21 protein-coding genes are annotated in these 21,302 nt (G+C 52.2%); 14 read left to right on the plus strand and 7 right to left on the minus strand.

Features of this window, described 5'->3' with window-relative positions; translation table 11 throughout:
* Positions 1-46: 46 nt before the first annotated feature.
* A complete protein-coding gene (locus ACX1C1_RS10020) occupies positions 47-1,699 on the plus strand; it encodes a transposase (protein WP_458955523.1) in 1,653 nt (550 codons plus the stop codon).
* Positions 1,700-1,924: 225 nt separating this feature from the next.
* Here the strand turns inward: ACX1C1_RS10020 and ACX1C1_RS10025 are convergent, their stop codons facing one another.
* The 4 genes from ACX1C1_RS10025 to ACX1C1_RS10040 all read right to left on the minus strand — a co-directional run bounded on the left by ACX1C1_RS10025 (position 1,925) and on the right by ACX1C1_RS10040 (position 5,905).
* Entirely contained in the window at positions 1,925-2,989 is a 1,065-nt protein-coding gene (locus tag ACX1C1_RS10025) for an NAD(P)/FAD-dependent oxidoreductase (protein ID WP_458956936.1), read from the minus strand.
* Positions 2,989-3,579: an ABC transporter substrate-binding protein gene (locus tag ACX1C1_RS10030; protein ID WP_458957648.1), complete on the minus strand. Its 591-nt coding sequence runs from the start codon at positions 3,577-3,579 to the stop codon at positions 2,989-2,991. Before ACX1C1_RS10030 ends, ACX1C1_RS10025 begins: the two co-directional genes overlap by 1 nt.
* Positions 3,573-4,004: a hypothetical protein gene (locus ACX1C1_RS10035; protein WP_458956937.1), complete on the minus strand. Its 432-nt coding sequence runs from the start codon at positions 4,002-4,004 to the stop codon at positions 3,573-3,575. Before ACX1C1_RS10035 ends, ACX1C1_RS10030 begins: the two co-directional genes overlap by 7 nt.
* 98 nt (positions 4,005-4,102) lie before the next feature.
* Positions 4,103-5,905, minus strand: a complete 1,803-nt coding sequence (locus ACX1C1_RS10040; protein ID WP_458956938.1) for a helix-turn-helix domain-containing protein — start codon at positions 5,903-5,905, stop codon at positions 4,103-4,105.
* A gap of 96 nt (positions 5,906-6,001) precedes the next feature.
* On the opposite strand from ACX1C1_RS10040, the gene ACX1C1_RS10045 reads away from it, so the two are divergent.
* Positions 6,002-6,289 carry a hypothetical protein gene (locus tag ACX1C1_RS10045; RefSeq protein ID WP_458956939.1) on the plus strand — a complete coding sequence of 96 codons (288 nt, stop codon included), beginning with the start codon at positions 6,002-6,004 and terminating at the stop codon, positions 6,287-6,289.
* Positions 6,290-6,417: 128 nt separating this feature from the next.
* Here ACX1C1_RS10045 and ACX1C1_RS10050 read toward each other — a convergent pair whose 3' ends face one another.
* A complete protein-coding gene (locus ACX1C1_RS10050) occupies positions 6,418-7,299 on the minus strand; it encodes a LysR family transcriptional regulator (protein ID WP_458956940.1) in 882 nt (293 codons plus the stop codon).
* A gap of 117 nt (positions 7,300-7,416) precedes the next feature.
* Between ACX1C1_RS10050 and aroC the strand changes: the two genes are divergently transcribed.
* The 7 genes from aroC (at position 7,417) to ACX1C1_RS10085 (ending at position 14,174) form a co-directional block, all read left to right on the plus strand.
* Positions 7,417-8,472, plus strand: coding sequence for a chorismate synthase (gene aroC / locus ACX1C1_RS10055; protein WP_458956941.1), 1,056 nt, complete (start codon positions 7,417-7,419; stop codon positions 8,470-8,472).
* A 756-nt stretch (positions 8,473-9,228) separates the two neighbouring features.
* Complete coding sequence (locus ACX1C1_RS10060) at positions 9,229-10,680, plus strand: FAD/NAD(P)-binding protein (RefSeq protein ID WP_458956942.1); 1,452 nt, start codon at positions 9,229-9,231, stop codon at positions 10,678-10,680.
* Positions 10,681-10,825: 145 nt separating this feature from the next.
* Positions 10,826-11,086, plus strand: coding sequence for a hypothetical protein (locus ACX1C1_RS10065; RefSeq protein ID WP_458956943.1), 261 nt, complete (start codon positions 10,826-10,828; stop codon positions 11,084-11,086).
* Positions 11,087-11,386: 300 nt separating this feature from the next.
* Complete coding sequence (locus ACX1C1_RS10070; RefSeq protein ID WP_458956944.1) at positions 11,387-11,971, plus strand: sulfurtransferase TusA family protein; 585 nt, start codon at positions 11,387-11,389, stop codon at positions 11,969-11,971.
* A 50-nt stretch (positions 11,972-12,021) separates the two neighbouring features.
* Positions 12,022-13,149 carry an MBL fold metallo-hydrolase gene (locus tag ACX1C1_RS10075; protein WP_458956945.1) on the plus strand — a complete coding sequence of 376 codons (1,128 nt, stop codon included), beginning with the start codon at positions 12,022-12,024 and terminating at the stop codon, positions 13,147-13,149.
* Between the two features lie 125 nt (positions 13,150-13,274).
* Positions 13,275-13,538 (plus strand): metal-sensitive transcriptional regulator, encoded by a 264-nt coding sequence (locus tag ACX1C1_RS10080; protein ID WP_458956946.1) that lies wholly within the window; start codon positions 13,275-13,277, stop codon positions 13,536-13,538.
* Positions 13,539-13,691: 153 nt separating this feature from the next.
* Positions 13,692-14,174, plus strand: coding sequence for a DsrE/DsrF/DrsH-like family protein (locus ACX1C1_RS10085; RefSeq protein ID WP_458956947.1), 483 nt, complete (start codon positions 13,692-13,694; stop codon positions 14,172-14,174).
* Between the two features lie 253 nt (positions 14,175-14,427).
* On the opposite strand, the gene udk is transcribed toward ACX1C1_RS10085, so the two are convergent.
* Positions 14,428-15,045 carry a uridine kinase gene (gene udk / locus ACX1C1_RS10090; RefSeq protein WP_458957649.1) on the minus strand — a complete coding sequence of 206 codons (618 nt, stop codon included), beginning with the start codon at positions 15,043-15,045 and terminating at the stop codon, positions 14,428-14,430.
* 171 nt (positions 15,046-15,216) lie between these two features.
* Here udk and ACX1C1_RS10095 point away from each other — a divergent pair, with 171 nt between their 5' ends.
* From ACX1C1_RS10095 to ACX1C1_RS10115, 5 genes are all read left to right on the plus strand, one after another.
* Positions 15,217-15,771, plus strand: coding sequence for a glycerol-3-phosphate responsive antiterminator (locus ACX1C1_RS10095; RefSeq protein WP_458956948.1), 555 nt, complete (start codon positions 15,217-15,219; stop codon positions 15,769-15,771).
* A 38-nt stretch (positions 15,772-15,809) separates the two neighbouring features.
* Positions 15,810-17,303, plus strand: a complete 1,494-nt coding sequence (gene glpK / locus ACX1C1_RS10100; RefSeq protein WP_458956949.1) for a glycerol kinase GlpK — start codon at positions 15,810-15,812, stop codon at positions 17,301-17,303.
* 206 nt (positions 17,304-17,509) lie between these two features.
* Positions 17,510-19,243, plus strand: coding sequence for a glycerol-3-phosphate dehydrogenase/oxidase (locus ACX1C1_RS10105; RefSeq protein WP_458957650.1), 1,734 nt, complete (start codon positions 17,510-17,512; stop codon positions 19,241-19,243).
* A 114-nt stretch (positions 19,244-19,357) separates the two neighbouring features.
* On the plus strand, positions 19,358-19,945 hold the full coding sequence (locus ACX1C1_RS10110; protein ID WP_458956950.1) for a hypothetical protein: 588 nt from the start codon (positions 19,358-19,360) through the stop codon (positions 19,943-19,945).
* Positions 19,942-20,631 (plus strand): AIM24 family protein, encoded by a 690-nt coding sequence (locus ACX1C1_RS10115; RefSeq protein WP_458956951.1) that lies wholly within the window; start codon positions 19,942-19,944, stop codon positions 20,629-20,631. The genes ACX1C1_RS10110 and ACX1C1_RS10115 overlap by 4 nt, the downstream gene beginning before the upstream one ends.
* A 150-nt stretch (positions 20,632-20,781) precedes the next feature.
* Here ACX1C1_RS10115 and ACX1C1_RS10120 read toward each other — a convergent pair whose 3' ends face one another.
* On the minus strand, positions 20,782-21,240 hold the full coding sequence (locus tag ACX1C1_RS10120) for a CHRD domain-containing protein (RefSeq protein WP_458956952.1): 459 nt from the start codon (positions 21,238-21,240) through the stop codon (positions 20,782-20,784).
* Between the last annotated feature and the right edge of the window lie 62 nt (positions 21,241-21,302).

The raw sequence follows: 21,302 nt of genomic DNA on the forward strand, positions 1-21,302 counted from the left end.
CCGATTTCGTGGTATAATAGACTTATACTGAGGGGAGAGATTTGTCATGGCAGTCGCGTTTAAACAGTTTGAGCAGCTTTCATTTGCGGATATCGAGGTTTATTCTGTGTTGCCTGAGCATCCCATTTGGAGCAAAGTAGCGGATCTCGTGGACTTTAGCTTCACTGACCGCATTTGTGCTCATCTGTATTCCTCGCGCGGTCCTAGACCCTATGCCCCATCCATCAAATTTAAACTTCACGTTGTCCAGCGCTATTACAACCTTTCGGATCGCGAGATGGAGGAGCGCGTCATTGGCGATCTCTTCATTAAGCGATTTTTAGGCGTTCCGGTCAGCTTTATGGGGTTCGACCACAGTACGATCGGGCTTGATCGCGACCGTCTCGGCTCTGCTTTATTCGATGCCTGTCACCATCACATTCTCGCGCAAGCGAAGCAAAAAGGGCTTTGGGGCGATAACAAGGACATTTGGATTGTGGATTCCTTTATCACGCAGGGCAATGCCGTTTACCGCTCCTCTTATCGCCTCATCAAGCATGCCTTCGTCCGCGTGCTGAACCACCTGAAGCGTGCATATCGGCACTTGTTTGACCGTGCCCAAACGGAGCTTGACTTGCGTCCGTTGACCACAAAGCTTCCTCCCGATGCGACCGCGGAGGATCTCGGTGTTGCGTTTAGTCAATTGATTCTTATGGCTTACGAACTGTTACACTGGTTCGAAAAGGATGCGATCCGCAACCTCTTCTGGTCGTGGTCCCATCCGGAGCGCCGAGTGGATTCTTTAGAGCTTCAAGCGATTCTGTACCAGACTTTAATGGAGAATGTGTACCCGGAAGATCCGAATGATCCCAAGACCCCATTCAAGAAGATCGAGCGTAAAAAGCGGCTGAAAGACCGGATCGGCAGCGCAGTCGATCCAGAGAAGCGAAATGGTTTCAAAAGCAAAACCTTACAGTTCTTTGGCGACAAGGTGCAGGTGGTCATGTCCGAAACCAATGGCATCGTGCTCCATGCGGAACCGATTGCGGGCAATGAGCCCGATGGCGACCGTCTGCAGGAGCTCTTGAACGTTGTGATGGAAGAGCATAACGTCAAACCGGAGTACGTCTTGGGCGATTCAGCGTATGGATACGGGGTACACCGTCAGACGTTGGCTAAAGACGGCATTCAACTTGTGTCGCCGTTAAAATCCATTGGCGTCAATACGAAGGGGCTCATGTCCAGCGACTTATTCCTTTACGACCCCGATGCGGCGTCGGTCACTTGCCCGCAAGGCCAAGTAAATGCTTATATTAACGATATGCGAGAAGACTCAGGCAAACAGTATATATTCAGCAAAGCCCAATGCAAGAGCTGTCCGATCAGATCGGAGTGTACCACGAGCAAAAGGACCGGGAGAACCATTTTCATCAGTGACTATTATGCAGAATTCAAGCAAGCAGGAGCATTTAACGCAACCGATGCGGGAAAGGCACTGCTACAAAAACGCGCGAACATTGAACGGAAATGCAATGAAATGAAAAATCACAATGGGCTAGGCAGAACACGATTACGTTCTCGGGAGAAGCGCCGTATAGACACGAAGCTTGTAGCCGTGGTGACAAATCTGAAGCAAATCGTGAAACACGCGCAGGGTTCGCTTACACTTAGTTTTCAACGTAAGCGAGGCCCTGGCTCACTGTGGCCGATTTACGGTTAAGGGCAGCAAAAGGAACAGAAAAACGGGCTGACTTGACCGAAGTTGGACGTTGAAAGGCATGAAATGCAAAAATTTAACAGAATGATAGTTGAGGGCAAGTCTGGTGACTGTTTAATCGACAGTCTCGAAAATCGGGCTATTGCAGCCCTGGCAGCGCTGCCGCCGCCGCAGGGCTTGCAAACAAAAGAAACCCGCGCCGCCTCACGGCAAGGGTTTGTTTGTCGTTCATGCTCCGGTCTTCTGGCTGGAGCTGTAAAGTTGTTTGTTCATCTCACGGAACTTTTCGTTGTGGGAGGAGACGTAGGCCATTTCATGCGCTTCGGCGTCAATGTGACTCATCGCGCTGTTGACGGCAAGGACCGCGTCAGTGAAGGCGCCGGCAATCAGCTTGACCTTGTTAGAGTAGCTGGCGCAGTCACCGGCCGCAAAGATGCCGGGCAGATTTGTAATGGTGTGATCGGAGACGTGGATGCCATGAGATCCGATATCGAGGCCCCAAGCCAGCAAATCGCCGTAACTTCGGGAATAGCCATGACTGACGACGACAGCATCAACATCGATCCGCTCCGAGCGACCTCCTTCAGCATGCTCAATGCTGACTGCAACAATAGCGTCGCCTTCTCCATGCAGCTCTTGCAGCACATAAGGCGTACGAACATCCACACTCTCCAGCATACGAGACACGCTTCGCTCCATCGCTTGGAACTCCTCGCGCCGATGCACGACGATCACTTGGCTCGCCACATCCGCGAGTTCGTTTGCCCAATCCACTGCAGAATTGCCACCGCCGGAAATTAACACTCGCTTGCCCCTGAAGGACTCCGGGTTCTGAACGGTGTAGTGCAGATTTGTTAACTCATAACGGTCTGCACCTTGCACGTTAAGCTTGGTCATCTCGGTAATGCCACGGCCTACTGCTACAAGAATCGTTTTGGTGTCGTGTGCTTCTCCATTAGCCGTACGCAGTCTATACGTTCCGTCATGAAGTTTCTCCAGACCATCGACGCGTTGACCTAGTACGATTGTTGGATCGAACGTTCTGGCTTGACCATCGAGCCATTGGATCAAATTTTCGCAGCGGAGAGGAGGGATGCCGCCAACATCCCAGATCGTTTTTTCGGCATAGGTATGAAGGAAGCCCCCAAGGTACTCCTTGCCTTCTATGAGCTTGACCTTCATATCTCGCATTCCAGCATAAAAAGCCGCATACATGCCTGCCGGACCGCCGCCGACAATGGTCAAATCGTACAATTCCGGTTCTTCATCCTTGCGATCGGCTTCGCTGTTCATTATTTAAACATCTCCCGAATATCCTTCATGCCTTGCGTGAAGGCGATCGGACCGCCTCGTTCCCATGGGAAGCTATGGACCTTGTACACTTGACCTTTCTGAATCGCGGGCACATTCTTATAGAGCGGATTAGCCAGCAGGTCATCAACTAGCTTCAGATTTTCCTCATTTTCTTGAATTAACAAAACGAGATGCTCAGCTTCCGAATTGGTGAAGCTTTCGAGCGAATATTGTGCGCCCCAAGTGTCCGTGGAGGCATCTTTTACAGGTGTCAGACCAAGCAGGTCATAGAGAATAAAAGAGGCAGAGGAGCCTGTGCCAGCGCCGCCATAGAGCTCTAATTGGTTTTCGCGAACACGCATGAAAGCGACAGGCTCGTCACCGATCGTTCCAGAGAGATGTGCTTTCGTTTTCTCCGTTTCCGCGTTAAAGGCGTCAACATTCGCCTGAGCTTTTTCCTCTAGATTAAGTACGCGACCCATCTCCAGATGCGTCTCTCTCCAATCTACGACCCATTCGAAATAAATGGTTGGCGCGATTTTCTGCAGCTCCTGCAGATAATCCCGGTGGTGATAACCCGCGACTAGCAGGTCAGGCTCGCCTGCAGGATCGGCTCGAAGTCAGGGGATAGAGGGAAGGTTGCCATACCTTCCAACTGATCAGCCAAATACGGCAAAAATCCATTCACGTTATCTGCTCGGTCATAGACCGGAGCGGCCACGGGCTTAAGGCCAAGCGCCATAAAGTGGTCGATGTCATCGTCGTACGTTAGTACGATACGTTTAGGATCGGATGGAATATCGATCGTGCCAGCGAGCGTCGTTACGGAACGTGTCGACGGCGTTGCTTCTGGTTGAGTTGTCGCGCTTGCCTCTGCCGTAGGGCTGGCGCTTGCTTCGGTCGTGCTTGCAGAACCTCCGTTATTTGCATTCGTATTGCCTCCACCGCACGCGGATAGCAGTCCGATTAAAAGCGTTATTGCCAAAAGAAGTCCCCATCTTTGTTTTTGTTTCACTGCTTGTTCTCTCCTTGTCCTGTATCGATAATGATAATTCTTCTCAACAAGAAGAGTAACTTATTTTAAGATGGAAAGCCATGTACGATTTTCACAGATTATTTGTGTAGATTTGCAAAATGGGACAAAGTCAGCTTAACGCCTTGAGAGAAGGCGAGTGGGCCGCCTTTGCTCCAGGGGTATCTGGGAAGCTCGATCAGACGGTTGCCAAGACGCCGAATGTCCGGATGACTCATCAGCGCTCGATGAACTTCTTCTGCACCGCTGCGTTGTCCGATGAACAGGTAGTCAGCTTGAATCGCGGCTACTTCCTCCGGAGTCACAAAATGCTCCCAGCCGTTGACGCTGACGATCGGCGCAGGGTTTAGGCCCAGCTGCTGATACAGGAGCCAGCCTCCATTGCTCATATAGGGGCTAACGCGAATTCCTTCCCTCGTTGACTCTAGGAAAACAAACGACTTGCGTGAGCAAGCCGCAAACATTCTGTCGCGTGCAGAACGGATGAGTCGATCGAATTGGGCGATATTTTGCTCGGCGTGGGCTTCTCGTCCAAGCACTGCTGCGAGCTGGCGGTGAACATTGCGCCAATCCACCTCCCACATATAATAATGGGTCGGGGCAATGTCGCCGAGTCCGGCAACGCCCCAGCTCTTCATGAAGTTGCCCGCTATAATAAGCTCGGGAGAGAGCTTGCGGAGCAGCTCAAGATTGATCGCTTCCTCGCAGCCAAGCTGAGGCAAGTGGGCGATATGCTGCTTCAGATAAGGAATTACCGTTTGATCGCCGTTCATCAGATGATCGGCAGGAACAGCAACTGGGAGTAGTCCGAGGGAGATCAGATGATCGACTTCGTCTATATAAGTAACGGCGATATTGACGGGCTGCAGCACACGTCCATTCCGTTCTTTACCGTGTGTGCGTTCGCCAGCTGTACGGACGTATACAGAAGGAGAAACTCCGGTGATTTTTTTGAACATGCGGCTAAAATAATATTCGTCGCAAAATCCTACCCGCCGAGCAACTTCCCTGAGCGGACCAGGACCGGGCAATATTGTTTTGGCGGCCTCGATGCGTGCTTGAATTAAGTAGTCGCTGGGAAGCATTCCAATCGTTCCTTTGAAATGACGCGAAAACGTGCTGGGATGGAGACCGCACCACTTTGCCAGCTTGTCCATACGAATGTTGTCCGTATAGTTTCGGTCGATATAAGCCGCGCATCTGCGAACCGCATCTGTTGCTGAATAAGGTCCTTGTTGTGATTGTTGCTCCAATACGATTGTATATAACAGCTCTGACAAGGCTAGCTGGCGTTTCCAGCGAAGCAGAGCGTTAGAATCTCTTTGGCTTACATCGTGATCATGTCCTTCGTATAGCCTTTCGAGAAGGCGTTCGATTGCGGGCAGATCGGTGACTGGCAGTTCGCGACCTACTGGAAGCGGCATACGATCGAAGTTATCCAGCATCCAACTGTCGTCTGATCGGACCGGCTGCAAAAGCTTAAATCCAATATAATGCACATCCCAGTCGGCGTGGGCATCTGCACGTTCTGTGATGTGCGAGCCAGGTGCAAGAAGCAGCAGTAGTCCGTCGCGAATGGGAATGGTTGTACTATTTACGACTAATTCGCCGCTTCCTTGCTTGATATATAGCAGAACGAAGGTTTGAACGCGACGCCTTCTTGGGGTAGAGGACCATTTGCCGACAAAATGAATGGTTCGTCTAAGAAACGCGAGTGGTCCGCCATCGCCTTTGATGGTGCGTTCGCCAAGTGCCGGCTGTAGTGAGATTGGAGACATGTCCGTATGCATGTAACCCGTATTGGTCGCATAAGGAAATGACGATGCGGAATTTAGCACTCCTGTAGCGCCGATGTCATAGTCGGTGCTTTGCGTATTACGCATGATGTAACCTCCTCGATGATGAATGGATCCCAAACCGGTCGTGTGCAGCACTCTACACTTTCTATCTATTATAGGAGGTACGCTGGGAAGCCTACAATGCCTGTTTCAAAAGAGCGCTCTCCTCGCAGCCTGCTCGGTACGAAACGCTGGGGCGCAGCCGCGTGCAATAAAGGTTATCGTTCCCACTTTGACGAATACTTTGTGATTCGGGCGAAGCCCCTCTTCTACTGGGGGGCTGGCTGTGGACTTGCGGTGTATTTTGTATGTTATGGGATGGTGAAGTTCCGCTTGTTCCCTGTTCTCAAGTGGGCGCTGCTCGGGCTTATGTTCATCGTCCTGGCGCTGATCGTCTACGCTTTTCTGTATCCACACGTCGTTGCTTAAACTAATGAAATGATCACAATAAATAAGAAGCCGCTAAAAGTGCCGGATACCGGACACTCTGGCGGCTTTTATGATATTGTAGGGCGTTCATATGCTGTCAGAATAGACCGCTTAGTCACAATAAGTTGTCAAATCTGCAGCATACGTAAAAATGTATCGGCTGCGATCGAGAGGGAGCCGTGTTTGCGCGCGGCAATGCCGATATGGCGCTCCGGCAGAGCGACCTCTGTTCGCAGCTCTAGCAGCGTGCCGCTCGCGAGGCGGGAGGTGATGAAGGAGCGCGGCAAGAAAGCAACGCCATAACCGCGCTCTGCGAACTCGACGAGCATCTCCAAGCTGTTTAATTCGAAGTCGGCGCCGGCCTCTGCCCCCTGATCGCGGAACCAATGCTCGATGAAGTTGCGCGTCGAGCTGCCAGGAGACAACAACAATAGCGGAAGCCGCGCGAGTTGCTCAGCCGTCAGCGGCTCGGAAGCCTGCTTGGCGAATGCCGTTCCCACCACCGCGCAGTAAGGCGAAACGCGTGAATTCAATACTTCGATCTCCTCGTCCGCGACGGGGAGATGGACAAATCCGAGATCAAGGACGCCTTGCTTCAATCGCTCCACGATACTGCCGGATCGATCCTGGGATAACTGGATGCGAATATGGGGATACAAATCATGGAAAGCATCTAGGGTCGGGAGAAGGTAGTCACGAATGATCGCGCCATTGGCGCCGATTCGAAGCTGACCTTCGTGCATGGTTTTAAGGTTGTGGATGCGCTGCTCGGCTGCTCCCAGCTCTTCGAACGCCATGCGTACATGCCGGTATAACGCTTGACCTTCCACCGTGAGCCGGACGCCTTTGGATAGCCGTTCGAACAATGCGACACCGAGCGTCTCTTCGAGCTGCTTCATCGCATAGCTGACGGACGGCTGCGTCATGTGCAGCTTTTGTGCGGCTTTGGTGAGATTGAGTTCCTCGGCAGCGTGGAGGAAGATCCGATACCATTCTGTATTGGATACCATTTGACATCAATCCTCTCTATGACAAACGTCGAAAATTGTGATTTCATTTATTTCAATTATACCTGTAAACTAGAAAATAAGATATTCGGAGAACGGACGAAGAAGGGGGCTTGCGCAATGGCAGGCAGCACATTTGGAGAACGGCTTAAAATGACGACATTTGGAGAATCGCACGGTGAGGCTGTAGGCGTTATCGTGGAGGGCGTGACGCCAGGCGTTGAACTGGACGAAGCCTATATACAGGTTCAGATGGACCGCAGAAGACCGGGGCAATCGTCCGTAACAACACCTAGAAAAGAGTATGACAAAATTCGTATTGTGTCCGGGACGTTCGAAGGACGCACAACGGGCACGCCGCTGTGTATTATGCTGAACAACACGGACATGCGTCCATCTGCTTATGATGATATTAAGTCGATGTACCGCCCAGGCCATGCCGATTATACGTACGACAAAAAGTACGGCTTCCGCGACTATCGCGGAAGCGGCAGAGCATCTGGCAGAGAGACGGCCGGCCGGGTAGCCGCTGGTGCCGTTGCGCGCAAACTGCTCGAAGGTCGTAACGTTTCTGTCGTGGCGTACACGACAGAGGTTGACGGCATCAAATGCGAGACGTTCGACGAAGCGGCGATCGAGAGCAATGTGGTAAGAGCATGCGATCCGGCGGCAGCTGTCCGTATGATCGAGCGTATTGAGCAACTGGCTAAGGACGGCGACAGCTGCGGCGGTATCGTCGAATGCAGAATTCGCGGCGTTGCGCCAGGTTTGGGCGAGCCGGTATTCGATAAGCTTGACGCCGAGCTGGCGAAGGCGATGCTGTCAGTCGGCGCTATTAAAGGTATCGAGTTCGGCGCAGGATTCGCCGCGGCTTCGATGCGCGGAAGCCAGCACAACGATGCGATGGATGCGAACGGCTTCAAAACCAACAATGCCGGCGGTATTATCGGCGGCATCAGCAGCGGCGCGGACATCGTGTTCCGTGTAGCGGTTAAACCAACTTCGTCGATCTCGTCTGTCCAACAGACAGTGGACTCCGAGGGCAACGAACGGTCGATCCAGACGATCGGCAGACATGATCCTTGTATTTGCCCGCGCGTCGTGCCTGTCATCGAGGCGATGGCTTGTATGGTTATCGAGGATTACTACAAGCGTCAGGCTGCTTTGCTGGATTAATGGGAGGCCGTTCAGGGGCATAACAAAGCAATAACATACGAAATGGCGGTCAAACTGACAACAGTTTGATCGCCTTTTTTTTGGAGTTCTTGGATCCAAGCACAACGTATGTAGAATTTCACATACGTTTGGGCCGTATGCTTGGATCCAAGCACATCGTATGTAGAATTTCACATACGTTCGGGCCAAATGTTTGTATCGCAGCACATTGTATTGTCGACGCTGTTCACTAATTATTTGAACATGGAATTCTCGGTATGCAAGCATGAAACGCGCCCCGCCGCGCAAGGATGGCGTAGCCGTGCCACCGTGGCGGAGAGGATTCTGCATGCGCATGAATCGGGAGTGCTCAAGCTCATGCGAGGCGCGAGTAGTTGCGGGGTATAGGGAGATTCTGCTAGACGATATGTAAGAGGAACGGCAGCAACAATTTCGAATTGTCGGTGATGTTGCACATTGCATTTTGTATCGTTTGTTTGCATTGTCCAGATCGTCTTGAAACGCTTTTAAATGACGTGAATACGTTATAAAATATGACATAAATAGAAGGCGAAGCATGTCGGGATTGGGTTGGATTGGCGCAAACTTGCGATTGTCAGTGCCCGAATGTGCCTGTCAGTGTGTCAGTGCTCGAAAGCGCCTGTGTGTCAGTGCTCGATAGCGCCGTTATATACATTAAATATTTGGCATATCTACTTATGTTATTTAATATGACGCAACGCAAACAACATTCCATAATGGAAGGACAGGATCCGTATGAGCATCGATGTGTTAAACGAGCGGGTACAGCAGGATTTATCCTATTTGGCATATGGAGGAGCGGAATGGGTTCGGACCATGCAACACGAGGAAGGTCATGTCTACGATGTCGTCATCGTAGGCGGCGGGCAGAGCGGGCTGGGCTTGGCGTTTGGGTTGTTGCGCGAACGGGTCCCGAATATGCTTGTCATCGACGAGAACCCGGAAGGACTCGAGGGTCCATGGGACACGTATGCGAGAATGATGACACTGCGCACGCCCAAGCATCTGACCTCGATCGATCTCGGCATCCCGTCCTTAACATTCCGCGCATGGTGGGAAGCGCAGACCGGTGAGGAAGGCTGGGCCAAGGTGGACAAAATACCGCGTGGCGATTGGATGAACTATCTACGCTGGTACAGAAAAGTGCTGAGGCTGCCGGTCGTTAACGACACGAAGCTTAAGCTGATCGAACCGGAACGTGAAGGGCTGCACCGCTTGCATCTGGCGGGAGCAGGCGCCCCTGCTGATACGATTCTCGCTCGCAAGGTTGTACTTGCGACCGGCATTCAGGGAGGAGGCGAGTGGCATGTGCCATCCTTGATCAAGAGCAAGGTGCCTCGCCGCTTCTACGCGCATACGTCAGAACCGATAGACTTCACCAAGCTGCACGGCAAACGTGTTGCTGTACTTGGAGGCGGCGCCTCTGCATTCGACAATGCCCAATATGCCTTGGCGGCAGGGGTCGCCGAAGCACATGTATTCGTTCGGCGAGCCAAACTTCCAGCGATTAACCCCATTCGTCAGATGGAGCGTTCGGGAATGATCGAACGATACTCAGCACTCCCGGATGCGGACAAATATGCGGTGATGGCCCACTTCTACGGGCATAATCAGCCGCCTACGAACGATACCTTTGCACGAGCTGCGGCGTATCCGGGCTTTCATCTTCATCTGGCTTCGCCATGGACGGATGCAAGGCCGGAGGAGGGCGGGGTTACCGTACAGACGCCGCATGGCGAGTTTCACTTTGATTTCCTGATCATCAGTACAGGTCTTGTGTCCGATCCCGGACTGCGACCGGAGCTTGCACTGGTCGAATCCGATATTGCACGGTGGAGTGATCGTTATACGGCGCCGAAGGATGTGGCGAATGATATGCTGGATGCTCATCCTTATTTGACTTCAGGCTTTGCATTTACCGGGCGCTCTGAAGAAGGGGGCAAGAGGCTGCATGGTTTGTTCGTCTTTAATTACTCCGTCATGGTGAGCTGCGGATTGTCTGCTTCTGCGATTTCGGGGATGCGATTTGCCATCCCAAGGCTTTCGGCGGCGATCTCGGATCAACTCTTTTTGGATGACCGAGAGTCGGTATTAACGGACTTCTATACGTATGACGAAGCTGAGTTCACAGGCGAGTGGGCACCTGATAGTCAGAAGCTGCAAGACGGGATCAGTACTGCGGGATAGGCTCGGGCAGGCACAAAGTCATTCGGGCAAAAGTAGAACTATGTCAGAAAGAATTAAGTTTCGACTACGTACTTCGACACCCCTTCGAGATCGTTCCATTTATACTTAACATGTGATGAAACTATCGAATACGGAGGGTCACGATTTGAATCAAGAATCGCTGAAGAAACGGACGGCATGGTTTATCCGTAAGGAGATCGAGCGTGTAGTGTCCAACTTGAAGAACGGGGTCGTAGGCAAGGAACATGCGCTTGGGGGCTTAAATACGTTACATCAAATCGCCTCCACACTGAAGGATGGAGATTCCATGCAATACGTATGCCGAGTGATGGATCGGATTCATAGCTCGGGTCATACGACCGGAGCGTTCTACTTTACCGAGGCCCGGCGAGAAGCAAATAGTTAAGGACGACGAAGACTGCCGACGAGGCAGTCTTCGTCGTCTCTATATCAAAAACGTGAAATGCTCCAGCATGCTGTCGCGACCTGCGATCATGCCGGAGTTTTTTGCGTTGGAATTACAGTACGAGGTTGACAGAACCGGGTACGGCCCGTATAGTAATACCCACTGGGGTATTAAATACCCTGCAGGGTATAAAGTGTAATTAGTGAGCCAAAAGGCGCTGTAATGGATTCTTTCAGGCTTGATGGTTCGATTTGCTGCGATAGCAGACTTAGCAAAACAAACGATGATGGAGGGATTGTAATGACGAAGGAATATGCGTTAAGTGTGGATCGGACACTGGATTGTGCGGGACTTGCCTGCCCGATGCCGATCGTGAAAACACAAAAAACGATAGAAACGATGGAAGAAGGACATGTGCTGGAGGTTCAAGCGACCGACAAAGGTTCGATTGCAGACTTGCAAGCTTGGGCGCGCAGCGCGGGGCATCATTATTTGGGCACGAAGCCGGAAGGTCAATTATTAAGACATTTCGTGCGAAAGGGCAGTGCGAGCGAAGCGAAGGCACAGCCAAGACATCCTTTGACCGTCACCAACGAGGAGCTTCTAGAAACGTTGAGTACATCGGAGGCCTTTATGGTGCTGGATGTTCGTGAGCCCGCAGAATACGCCTTTGGGCATATACCTGGCGCGGTATCCATTCCACTGGGAGAGCTAGCGAATGCTTCAAACACCTTGTCATTGTCGAGTCCGATATATATCATCTGCCGGACGGGAGCTCGCAGTGATCTTGCTTGCCAATTGCTTACGGAGCAAGGTTTCGGCGAGGTATATAATGTGCTGCCTGGTATGATTGGTTGGCAGGGTCAGACGGTAAACATCGTATAATCGATTACACTGTAGGTTATCAACGACAAGAAGAAGGAGGTCATCCCATTATGAAAGGTATGAGTCCGGCCGAGCTGGCTGATACAGTGCTGAACCACAAACCAATATTTATTCTGGACGTTCGAAACGCTGCCGATTATAGCGACTGGAAGGTGGAAGGGACAACGGTTACAAGCGTCAATATTCCTTACTTCGAGCTGTTGGAAGGAGTCGAAGAGGCACTAAAGGTTATTCCGCACGGAGAAGCTGTACTGGTGTTATGCGCGAAGGAGGGTTCATCCATTTTCGTGGCAGAGCAGCTTGCAGAAGCGGGAGTGGATGCGGCTTATCTACAAGGGGGCATGAAAGCGTGGAGTGAGCATCTGCAGCCAGTTAAAGCAGGCGACTTGAGCGGTGGAGGCGAATTGTACCAGTTTATACGTCCTGGCAAAGGCTGTTTGTCCTACATGGTTCTCTCCGGAGGAGAAGCGGCAGTAATTGATTCCATGCGGATGACGGATGTGTATACACGATTTGCAGCAAAAAAAGGAGCTGTTATCCGGTATGCGCTCGATACGCATCTTCATGCGGACCATATTTCCGGTGGTCGCAAGCTCGCTGAGGAGACAGGCGCGGTTTATTACTTGCCGCCAAGAGATGCCTTGGAGGTGACGTTCGGATATAGCCCATTGGAGGGTGGAAGCTCAATCCATGTAGGCGGGGATGAGATTGGCGTCGAAGCAATCTATTCGCCTGGACACACCATCGGAAGCACTTCATTGGTCGTGGATCGCCGATATTTGTTAACCGGCGACATCTTGTTTGTTGCCTCTATTGGCCGTCCCGATCTGGCTGGAAGCGCGGAGGATTGGGCAGGCGATCTCAGGGCTACGCTATATGAGCGTTATCGCTCCTTGCCTGATCACCTAGTTGTCATGCCCGCGCACTATGGGAGCGTAACCGAGATTGGAGAAGCTGGCTTGGTCTCGGCGTCGCTCGGACAGTTATATAGGGACAACAAGGGCTTAAAGATAGAGGATGAAAATGAATTCCGTATGGTGGTTACATCTGATTTGCCTCCGCAGCCCAATGCGTACAAAGAAATTAGAGAGACCAATATGGGAAAGCTGATTCCGACTGACGACGAGCAACGCGAGATGGAAATTGGCCCGAATCGTTGTGCGGTTCATGATCGTTAAAAGCTTTAATTGACCTGACCGGATTGATATTGCGTCCTAAACCCGATATCATACCTCTAAGAACGAAATAAGGCCGCTTCTTTCATAGAGATCGGAATGAACGCGGCATACGGGAGGGCTCAGTCATGGAAGTATACGACGAGAGCGTCATGAGAAGATTGAAACGGATGGAAGGGCAGCTCCGAGGCGTCATGCGCATGATGGAAGAGGGCAAGGATTGTAAGGAAGTGGTCACTCAGCTCTCCGCGGTTCGCAGTGCGGCGGACAAAGCCATGGCATACATTGTCGCGATGAATCTCGAGCAATGTATCATGGACGAGAAGGAACGGGGCGGCGATACCGGCAAGCTGGTCAAGGAAGCGGTCGAGCTTTTGGTGAAAAGCAGATAAGCGTATATCATTCGTAGATGGCAGAAATGCAGAAAGACATCAAGCTTCGTGTCATCCGACCGCAGTTCGGCTGTTGCGTCTGCTTGGGGTATGGCTTTCTGCGTCCATTTTAATACCCGTATGGGTATATATGCGGTGAGAGGGGATCAAATCATGACGGAAACAAAAGAGAAAACAACGATCGTGTTATTCAGCGGTGATCTGGACAAGGCTATTGCGGCTTTTATTATAGCTAACGGGGCGGCCGCCTACGACCATGACGTGACGATCTTCTTTACCTTCTGGGGTCTGAATACGATGCGCAAGGATGAAATCGTGAAGACGGATAAAGGGTGGCTCGAGCGGATGTTCGGACGTATGATGCCGCGAGGTGCAAAGCGATTAGGTCTATCGAAGATGCATATGGCAGGTATGGGGCCAATGATGATTAAACATGTGATGAAAAAACACAATGCGCTGACACTGCCTCAGCTCATTGAGCTGGCACAAGAGCAGGGTGTGAAGCTGGTAGCTTGTACAATGACGATGGATTTGTTGGGACTGCAGCAGGAGGAGTTGCTGGACGGTATGGAGTATGCGGGAGTCGCCGCTTATCTGGGCGATGCCACGGAAGCCAAGGTGAACTTGTTTATTTAAAATTCTAAGAATTTATAAGTTTTTGCATCTTATCTGAGCTTAGAATTCTCGGAATGAAACGCGCTGCGCCGCCAAAGACGGCGATAGCCGTTTCACCTTGAATTCTAAGAATTTATAAGTTTTTGCATCTTATCTGAGCTTAGAATTCTCGGAATGAAACGCGCTGCGCCGCCAAAGACGGCGATAGCCGTTTCATCTTGGAGCGCACTTTAAGTGGAGTCGCAGCTCCAAAAGAAAAGAGAACGGCCGCAGACTAAGCTTCTGCTAGCACGTTCTCCATAAGCGCGGAGAGCAATTGGATGCCGACTTGATTATGCCCGCCTTCGGGGATGATTAGGTCGGCATATTTTTTGGAGGGCTCGATAAAGGCCTCATGCATAGGTTTCACGGTACCCAAATATTGATCATGGATAGACTGAATGGTCCGCCCGCGCTCCTCGATATCGCGAAGCACTCTGCGCAGGATACGCACATCGGGATCCGTATCTACGAATACCTTGATATCGAGCAGCTCGCGCACCTTCTCGTCCGCTAATACGAGAAGCCCTTCCAGCACAACGATACGGTTCGGCAACAGCTCCGCCTGCTGCGTCTCGGAGCGTGCGTGGAGCGAGAAATCATATACAGGAGCGTACGCTGTCCGGCCTTCGCGGAGCAGCTTGAGGTCGCGGATCATAAGATCATTATCGAAAGCGAGAGGGTGGTCGTAGTTGAGTCCCTCACGTTCTGACATACTAAGCTCAGGGAAATTTTTATAATAATTATCTTGTGAAATAAAGGTCACTTTATCGGGTCCAATCCGGTCGATAACAGAGCGTGCTACCGTTGATTTCCCGGAGCCTGTGCCCCCTGCGATTCCGATTATTAACATGGGCAAGCTTCACCATCCTGCTTCTATATGCGATTGCAATCTCCGTATTGTAGCACAGCAGGACACAACTTTCATCTTGCACGATTCAGCATAGCGAGTTATCCTCAATTTGGACATTTGCACAAACACAACTCATCGTTTACCTTAAGGTGAGAATGGGAGGTGGCAGTCATGCCGCTGTTGACGACGGGACAACATATTCTTCCTGCTGCGCGCAAGCCGAAGGAAGTGGAGAGAGTGATCGCTTCGCCATATACATACATGGTGCTGCTAGGCGGGCACTTGGGTCATGTGAAGGGCCTCGTCGATTTGGCGCAAGCCGGAGGCAAAAAAGTGCTGCTCCACGCCGATCTCATTGACGGACTTAAAAATGACGAATATGCGGCTGAATATTTGTGTCAGAGTATCCGGCCAGCAGGCTTGATCTCGACTCGTACAGGTGTGATCGCGAGGACGAAACAAGCAGGGCTTATCGCAATTCAGCGCCTGTTCCTGCTGGATTCGGACGCGCTGGAGAAGAGCTACAAGCTGCTCGAGAAGACGCAGCCTGACTATGTGGAAGTATTGCCGGGCATCATGCCGGAGATTATAGCCGAGGTGAAAGCGCGTACGGGCGTTCCGGTTATTGCAGGCGGTCTGATTAGGACCAAGGAGCATGTGCGGCAGGCGCTAGAGGCAGGAGCGGCGGCGATTACGACTTCGCGAAGCGAGCTTTGGCAGGATTGATCAATAAGAAGGACGGAATGGACGAGGGGGAAAATGTGATGGAGAAGTATATGCTGTCGCTGGATCAAGGGACAACCAGCACAAGGGCGCTGCTTGTGAATCGTAATGGGAGAATCGCGGGTATCGCAAGAGAGGAGCTGCAGCTCCATTATCCAGCGCCGGGGGCTGTAGAAGCGGATGCCAAGGATATTTGGGAGTCGACGAAACGTGTGATGAGAGGCGTTCTGGCAGAAGCCGGGGTCAAGCCGGAGCAGATAGCAGGCATCGGCATTACGAATCAGCGCGAGACGACTGTCGTCTGGGACAAGGTGACGGGAGAGCCGATCCATCATGCGATCGTATGGCAATCGCGCCAATCGGCACAGATCTGCGATCGACTTAAGTCGGATGGACATGGCAGCGATATTCATGCTCGGACGGGCCTGCTGATCGATGCTTATTTCTCCGGTACCAAAATCGCATGGCTGCTCGAGCAAGTAGAAGGTGCGCGTGAGCGCGCCTTGCGCGGGGAGCTGCTATTCGGAACGATCGAAACATGGCTGATCTGGCAGCTGACCGGAGGCAAGGCACATGTAACCGATGTGTCCAATGCTTCGCGGACGCTGCTGTTTAATATTATCGAGCGTCAATGGGACGATGAGCTGATGCGTATTCTGGACGTGCCGGCATCGTTATTGCCGGAGGTCAAATCAAGCTCTGAAATTTACGGTTACGTCGACGAATCGATTCTTGGTTCATCCGTTCCGATTGCCGGAGCGGCGGGCGATCAGCAGGCTGCGTTGTTCGGACAGAATGCTTTCGAGAAAGGCGCAACGAAAAATACGTACGGTACGGGCTGCTTCATGCTCATGAACACTGGCGAGAAAGCGATCCTGTCGGAGAAGGGGCTGTTGACGACGATTGCCTGGGAGGTAGACGGCAAGCTGGAATACGCGCTCGAGGGCAGCGTATTTGTAGCTGGCGCAGCGATTCAATGGCTCCGCGACGGACTGGAGCTTATCGATTCGGCTTCAGAGACAGAAGGACTCGCAGCAAGCGTAAGCGGAACGGATGGCGTCTACGTCGTACCTGCTTTCGTCGGACTTGGTACGCCGTATTGGAATAGTGACGTACGAGGCTCGGTGTTTGGTTTGACGCGGGGAACGACTAAGGCGCACTTTGTGCGTGCCGTATTAGAGTCGCTTGCCTATCAGACGAAGGACGTGCTGTCCGTGATGGAAGAAGAGGCCGGTCTGCGGCTAGAGACGCTTGCAGTCGATGGTGGCGCGGTAGCGAACGGATTGCTGATGCAGTTCCAGAGCGATCTGCTCGGCGTTCCTGTCGAAAGACCGCAGGCGCTGGAATCAACAGCGTTAGGCGCGGCATATTTGGCAGGTCTTGCTGTAGGTTACTGGAAGGATAAAGCGGAGATCGCAGAGCTGCGTCAAGTCGATCGCGTGTTCCAGCCGGAGATGGATGAAGAGCGCAGGGGAGAGCTGTACGACGGCTGGAAGCGCGCTGTTCGGGCGGCAATGGCGTTCTGCGAAAGCTAAACCTTTGGGTTGTGCTTCACGTTAACCCGTGGTATAGTGGGGGTAAGTTAATAAAGGTCGGAGATTTGGAGAAACCGTTTGGGCTGCTTGCCTTTCCTGTGTGGGAAGGGGAGCAGTCTAGGCGGTTTTTTCTTTTTGTTTTGGACATCGGGGTAATGATAAACATAACGTATACATGAGAGAGAACGGAGGAAAATAACATGATGATGAAAAAAGAAAACATAGATCGTATGGGACAGAACGGTGAGGTGATGGACAAGGTGAAGTTTGGTGCTGCGAATCGTGATGGCGTGCTCAGCGCGATGGAAGCGGGCAAGCTCGATGTTCTTGTCATCGGTGGAGGAATTACTGGAGCGGGTATCGCTCTGGATGCGGCATCACGGGGTCTCAAGGTAGGGCTGGTGGAGATGCAGGACTTTGCTGCAGGCACATCAAGCCGCTCGACTAAGCTGGTGCATGGCGGTCTTAGGTACTTGAAACAATTGGAGATTGGAGTCGTTGCCGAGGTCGGCAAAGAACGGGCGATCGTATATGAGAACGGACCGCATGTGACGACGCCGGAATGGATGCTGCTGCCGCTGTATAAGGGCGGCACGTTTGGCAAGTTTTCGACTTCGATTGGTCTTCGCGTGTACGACTTCCTTGCGGGAGTTAAGCGCGGGGAGCGACGCAAGATGCTGAGCTCCAGCGATACGCTCGCGAAGGAGCCGCTGCTGAAGCGGGATGGCATGAAGGGCGGAGGCTACTACGTAGAATATCGTACGGACGACGCAAGGTTGACGATCGAAGTGATGAAGAAAGCTGTGGAGTCTGGTGCGCTCGCGGTCAATTATGTAAAAGCCGAAAAGCTGCGTTACGATAGTAACGGAACGGTATGCGGCGCGGTGGTGCGGGATTCCATCGAGGAGTCCACATATAACCTATCGGCGAAGTATGTTATTAATGCGGCGGGCCCTTGGGTTGACGACGTTCGCGAGATGGACGGCTCGAAGCGAGGCAAGACACTGAGACTGACCAAGGGCGTCCACTTGGTATTCGACAGCGGCAGATTCCCGCTTCGTCAAGCTGTGTACTTCGACACTCCCGATGGTCGAATGGTCTTCGCGATTCCGCGTGACGGCAAGACGTATTTCGGAACGACGGATACAAACTACAGCGGAGATACGGCTCATCCGGTTACGACGGTTGAGGATCGTGATTACCTGCTGACAGCCGCTAACGGCATGTTCCCGCAGCTTAGACTGACAGCTGACGATGTAGAATCCAGCTGGGCAGGGCTTAGACCGCTCATCCAGCAGGAGGGTAAGTCGCCTTCGGAGGTATCCAGACGTGATGAATTATTTGTGTCGGAATCTGGATTACTTTCGATAGCGGGGGGCAAGCTTACAGGGTATCGCAAGATGGCGGAGACGGTGGTCGACAAGGTTGTATCCCTCATGAGAGGCGCAGATCAGTCCATAAGGATCGGAGCAAGTCAAACGCAATTTATTCCGATGTCTGGCGGAGATGTCGGAGGATCGGAGCAATTCGACTCCTTTGTGGCGGGAGCCGTGAGAGATGGTGCAACATTCGGATTCGGCAAGGAGGATGCAGCCTATCTGGCAAGACGTTACGGCTCTAACGTCAAGGGGATCTTCGAGGATGCGCCAAAGGCTAAAGAACTTGCCAGCTATTACGGCTTGCCCCTTTATATGGCCGCTATGCTTCAATATGCGATGCAGCACGAGATGACAGTGACCCCCGCCGACTTCTTCATCCGGCGTACTGGCGATCTGTTCTTCCGGATTAATGAAGTGCGTGCATGGAAGGATCAGGTCATAGGCGCTATGGAATCGGAGCTCGGCTGGAGCAAGGAGCAGAAGGCTCGTTATATCGCTGATCTCGATACAGCGATTCGGGAAGCAACGACTCCGTCCTACTCATCGAAGTCGAAGAAATAACTTGTTATAGCCATTCGATCTGGGATACGGAACCGATTGTGAGTTGGGACGTATTTCGACATGATCCTCTTAATCTATGATAAACTGATAGATATTGAGGCAGAATGTCGGCGAATGATGCCGGAATTCGCGGATTGGCGGCTTCGCAAGTATGCGGAACCCAATAGCGCGGACATGCGGCTAGCCAGATCGATAGAGGCGGGTGATAGCATGAGACCTAGCAGACTGTTGTTTACAGCAATAATCATATTCATCCTTTCGGCCGCATCGGCGGCAAAGACGGCAAACGCAGGTGTGTTCGATCGAATCAAAGATATCTATGAAACGCCTGAACGGTTGGAAGAGCTCAAGGAATCCTATGATGCGAGCATCAAAGCGGTGGAGGGACAGCTGGAAGAGTCTCGCCGCCAAGCCGAAGAGCTGCTGCAGAGGCAAGAGGAGCTGGAGCAAAGCAATGAGACGTATCGCGAGCGCAACGAGTTGCTTGCGCAGGAGAACGAACGCCTCGTTGCACAGATGGACGAGCTGGAGCAGAACCGTCAGTCTGCCTTTCAGAAGGCGGCAGTCGCTGTTGGTGTCGTCGTAGCGCTGATTGCTGTATATGCGATTTCCGTCCGGATTTGGCGATACTTGACTTGGCGCAGACAAGGTCGAGATCAAAGGCAGCATGCACAAGAGGGTCGTGGAGTGACGCTGCCATGAACATTGTAGCGCCTTCACCGCTGGGGCATGTACGCGTCGAGCTAAGCCAAGAGGATGCTCTCCAGGTGCTGCATCCAAGATCCATCATTGCTTTCAGTGGAACGCCTAGACAACGGGAAGATAAATTTATGGACCTCGGCGGAGCCTTTCGCAAGAAAAAGTGGATTCGTTCGCGCTTGCAAGGTCCAGCGTCATTTGTAATGGGTTTGCCGGCAGGATATTCGCTTGTGCCGGTTGATATACCGGAGGGCGGGAGCTTGCTGTTCGACTTTCGCCATGTAGCGTTCCTCTCGGACGGCATGGCATTCAAGAGCAAGATTATGCGCCTGAAGACGGCATGGATTACGAGGGAGCTCGTCCGCATTCAATTTAGCGGCCCAGGGCAGCTTGGCTTGCTGTCCGTTGGCGATCTGGCCGTCCTTCAGCTCGATGATGAGACACCGTTGTTCGTAGACAAGGGGGCATTGGTCGCGTATCCGGAATCCGCTTCGATCAAGCTGTCCGTGTACGGTAATTCACTTGCCAGCCAGCATATGAATGTACAATGGGAACTGCGAGGCAAGGGACCGGTTCTGATTCAGACAGGCTCCCGAGATTCGGGGCTAGAGAGCCGCTTCAGCGACGAAGGATGGTTTAAGAGACTCCTTCGGGAAGTGCTGCCGTTCGGGAGCGTATATATTAAGTAGAAACAAGCGCGTAATGTACCTTTCCCATAACCAAAACAAAAGCTGTCTCGACAGGTCATCTGATGATGATCTGCGAGGCAGCTTTTTTTGAAATATAGGAATGTCTATGTTTTTGATATGGCATTCTCTATATTTCTCGGCAGGTAGAGATTAACGGATCTGACCGCGAATCTCTCCATCCGGATAACGGACGGTGTGCACATTCACATATGCATTGCCGCGTTCGATCTCGCGAATAAGCCAGCGGATGTTTAGTCCTCTGAGCGGACCGACCAGATCGCTGCTGCGAAGCGTGCCGCGGATAACGCCGCTCCTGAACGTAACGCCTTCGCGATTCGGTCCGAATAGAAATGCGACTACAGGGCCGTTCTCGCCTGGTTGACCCAGATGGATATGCGCTTGCGTCACGCGGCGGATGTTATTGAGTGCCAGTCGGAATTGAAGAGCGCGAACACGTCTGCGACGATTGCGACCGGAACCATTGTTGCTGCTGTCATCATCGTTGCCAATTCGTCCGAATACTTCACGGAATGTCGCGTTGCCGAAAGCATTGGTATTTACTGGCGGAACTTCGTTGCGTCCACGCAATCTTGCTCTAAAAGTTGCCATACTCGTTTCCCCCCCTCCCTGGTTCATACGTTATCGTATGCACGGAAGAGAGAGGAGCTTGT

The sequence above is a fragment of the Paenibacillus sp. strain BS8-2 genome (assembly GCF_054483835.1).

Coding starts and splice junctions, on each gene's coding strand:
- aroC (WP_458956941.1), top strand. CDS start 7,417: ATGGCAGGCAGCACATTTGGAGAACGGCTTAAAATGACGACATTTGGA.
- ACX1C1_RS10085 (WP_458956947.1), top strand. CDS start 13,692: ATGACGGAAACAAAAGAGAAAACAACGATCGTGTTATTCAGCGGTGAT.
- ACX1C1_RS10115 (WP_458956951.1), top strand. CDS start 19,942: ATGAACATTGTAGCGCCTTCACCGCTGGGGCATGTACGCGTCGAGCTA.
- ACX1C1_RS10070 (WP_458956944.1), top strand. CDS start 11,387: ATGACGAAGGAATATGCGTTAAGTGTGGATCGGACACTGGATTGTGCG.
- glpK (WP_458956949.1), top strand. CDS start 15,810: ATGGAGAAGTATATGCTGTCGCTGGATCAAGGGACAACCAGCACAAGG.
- ACX1C1_RS10040 (WP_458956938.1), bottom strand. CDS start 5,905: ATGCGTAATACGCAAAGCACCGACTATGACATCGGCGCTACAGGAGTG.
- ACX1C1_RS10105 (WP_458957650.1), top strand. CDS start 17,510: ATGAAAAAAGAAAACATAGATCGTATGGGACAGAACGGTGAGGTGATG.
- ACX1C1_RS10080 (WP_458956946.1), top strand. CDS start 13,275: ATGGAAGTATACGACGAGAGCGTCATGAGAAGATTGAAACGGATGGAA.
- ACX1C1_RS10025 (WP_458956936.1), bottom strand. CDS start 2,989: ATGAACAGCGAAGCCGATCGCAAGGATGAAGAACCGGAATTGTACGAT.
- ACX1C1_RS10045 (WP_458956939.1), top strand. CDS start 6,002: ATGCCTGTTTCAAAAGAGCGCTCTCCTCGCAGCCTGCTCGGTACGAAA.
- ACX1C1_RS10095 (WP_458956948.1), top strand. CDS start 15,217: ATGCCGCTGTTGACGACGGGACAACATATTCTTCCTGCTGCGCGCAAG.
- ACX1C1_RS10050 (WP_458956940.1), bottom strand. CDS start 7,299: ATGGTATCCAATACAGAATGGTATCGGATCTTCCTCCACGCTGCCGAG.
- udk (WP_458957649.1), bottom strand. CDS start 15,045: ATGTTAATAATCGGAATCGCAGGGGGCACAGGCTCCGGGAAATCAACG.
- ACX1C1_RS10060 (WP_458956942.1), top strand. CDS start 9,229: ATGAGCATCGATGTGTTAAACGAGCGGGTACAGCAGGATTTATCCTAT.
- ACX1C1_RS10120 (WP_458956952.1), bottom strand. CDS start 21,240: ATGGCAACTTTTAGAGCAAGATTGCGTGGACGCAACGAAGTTCCGCCA.
- ACX1C1_RS10110 (WP_458956950.1), top strand. CDS start 19,358: ATGATGCCGGAATTCGCGGATTGGCGGCTTCGCAAGTATGCGGAACCC.
- ACX1C1_RS10075 (WP_458956945.1), top strand. CDS start 12,022: ATGAAAGGTATGAGTCCGGCCGAGCTGGCTGATACAGTGCTGAACCAC.
- ACX1C1_RS10020 (WP_458955523.1), top strand. CDS start 47: ATGGCAGTCGCGTTTAAACAGTTTGAGCAGCTTTCATTTGCGGATATC.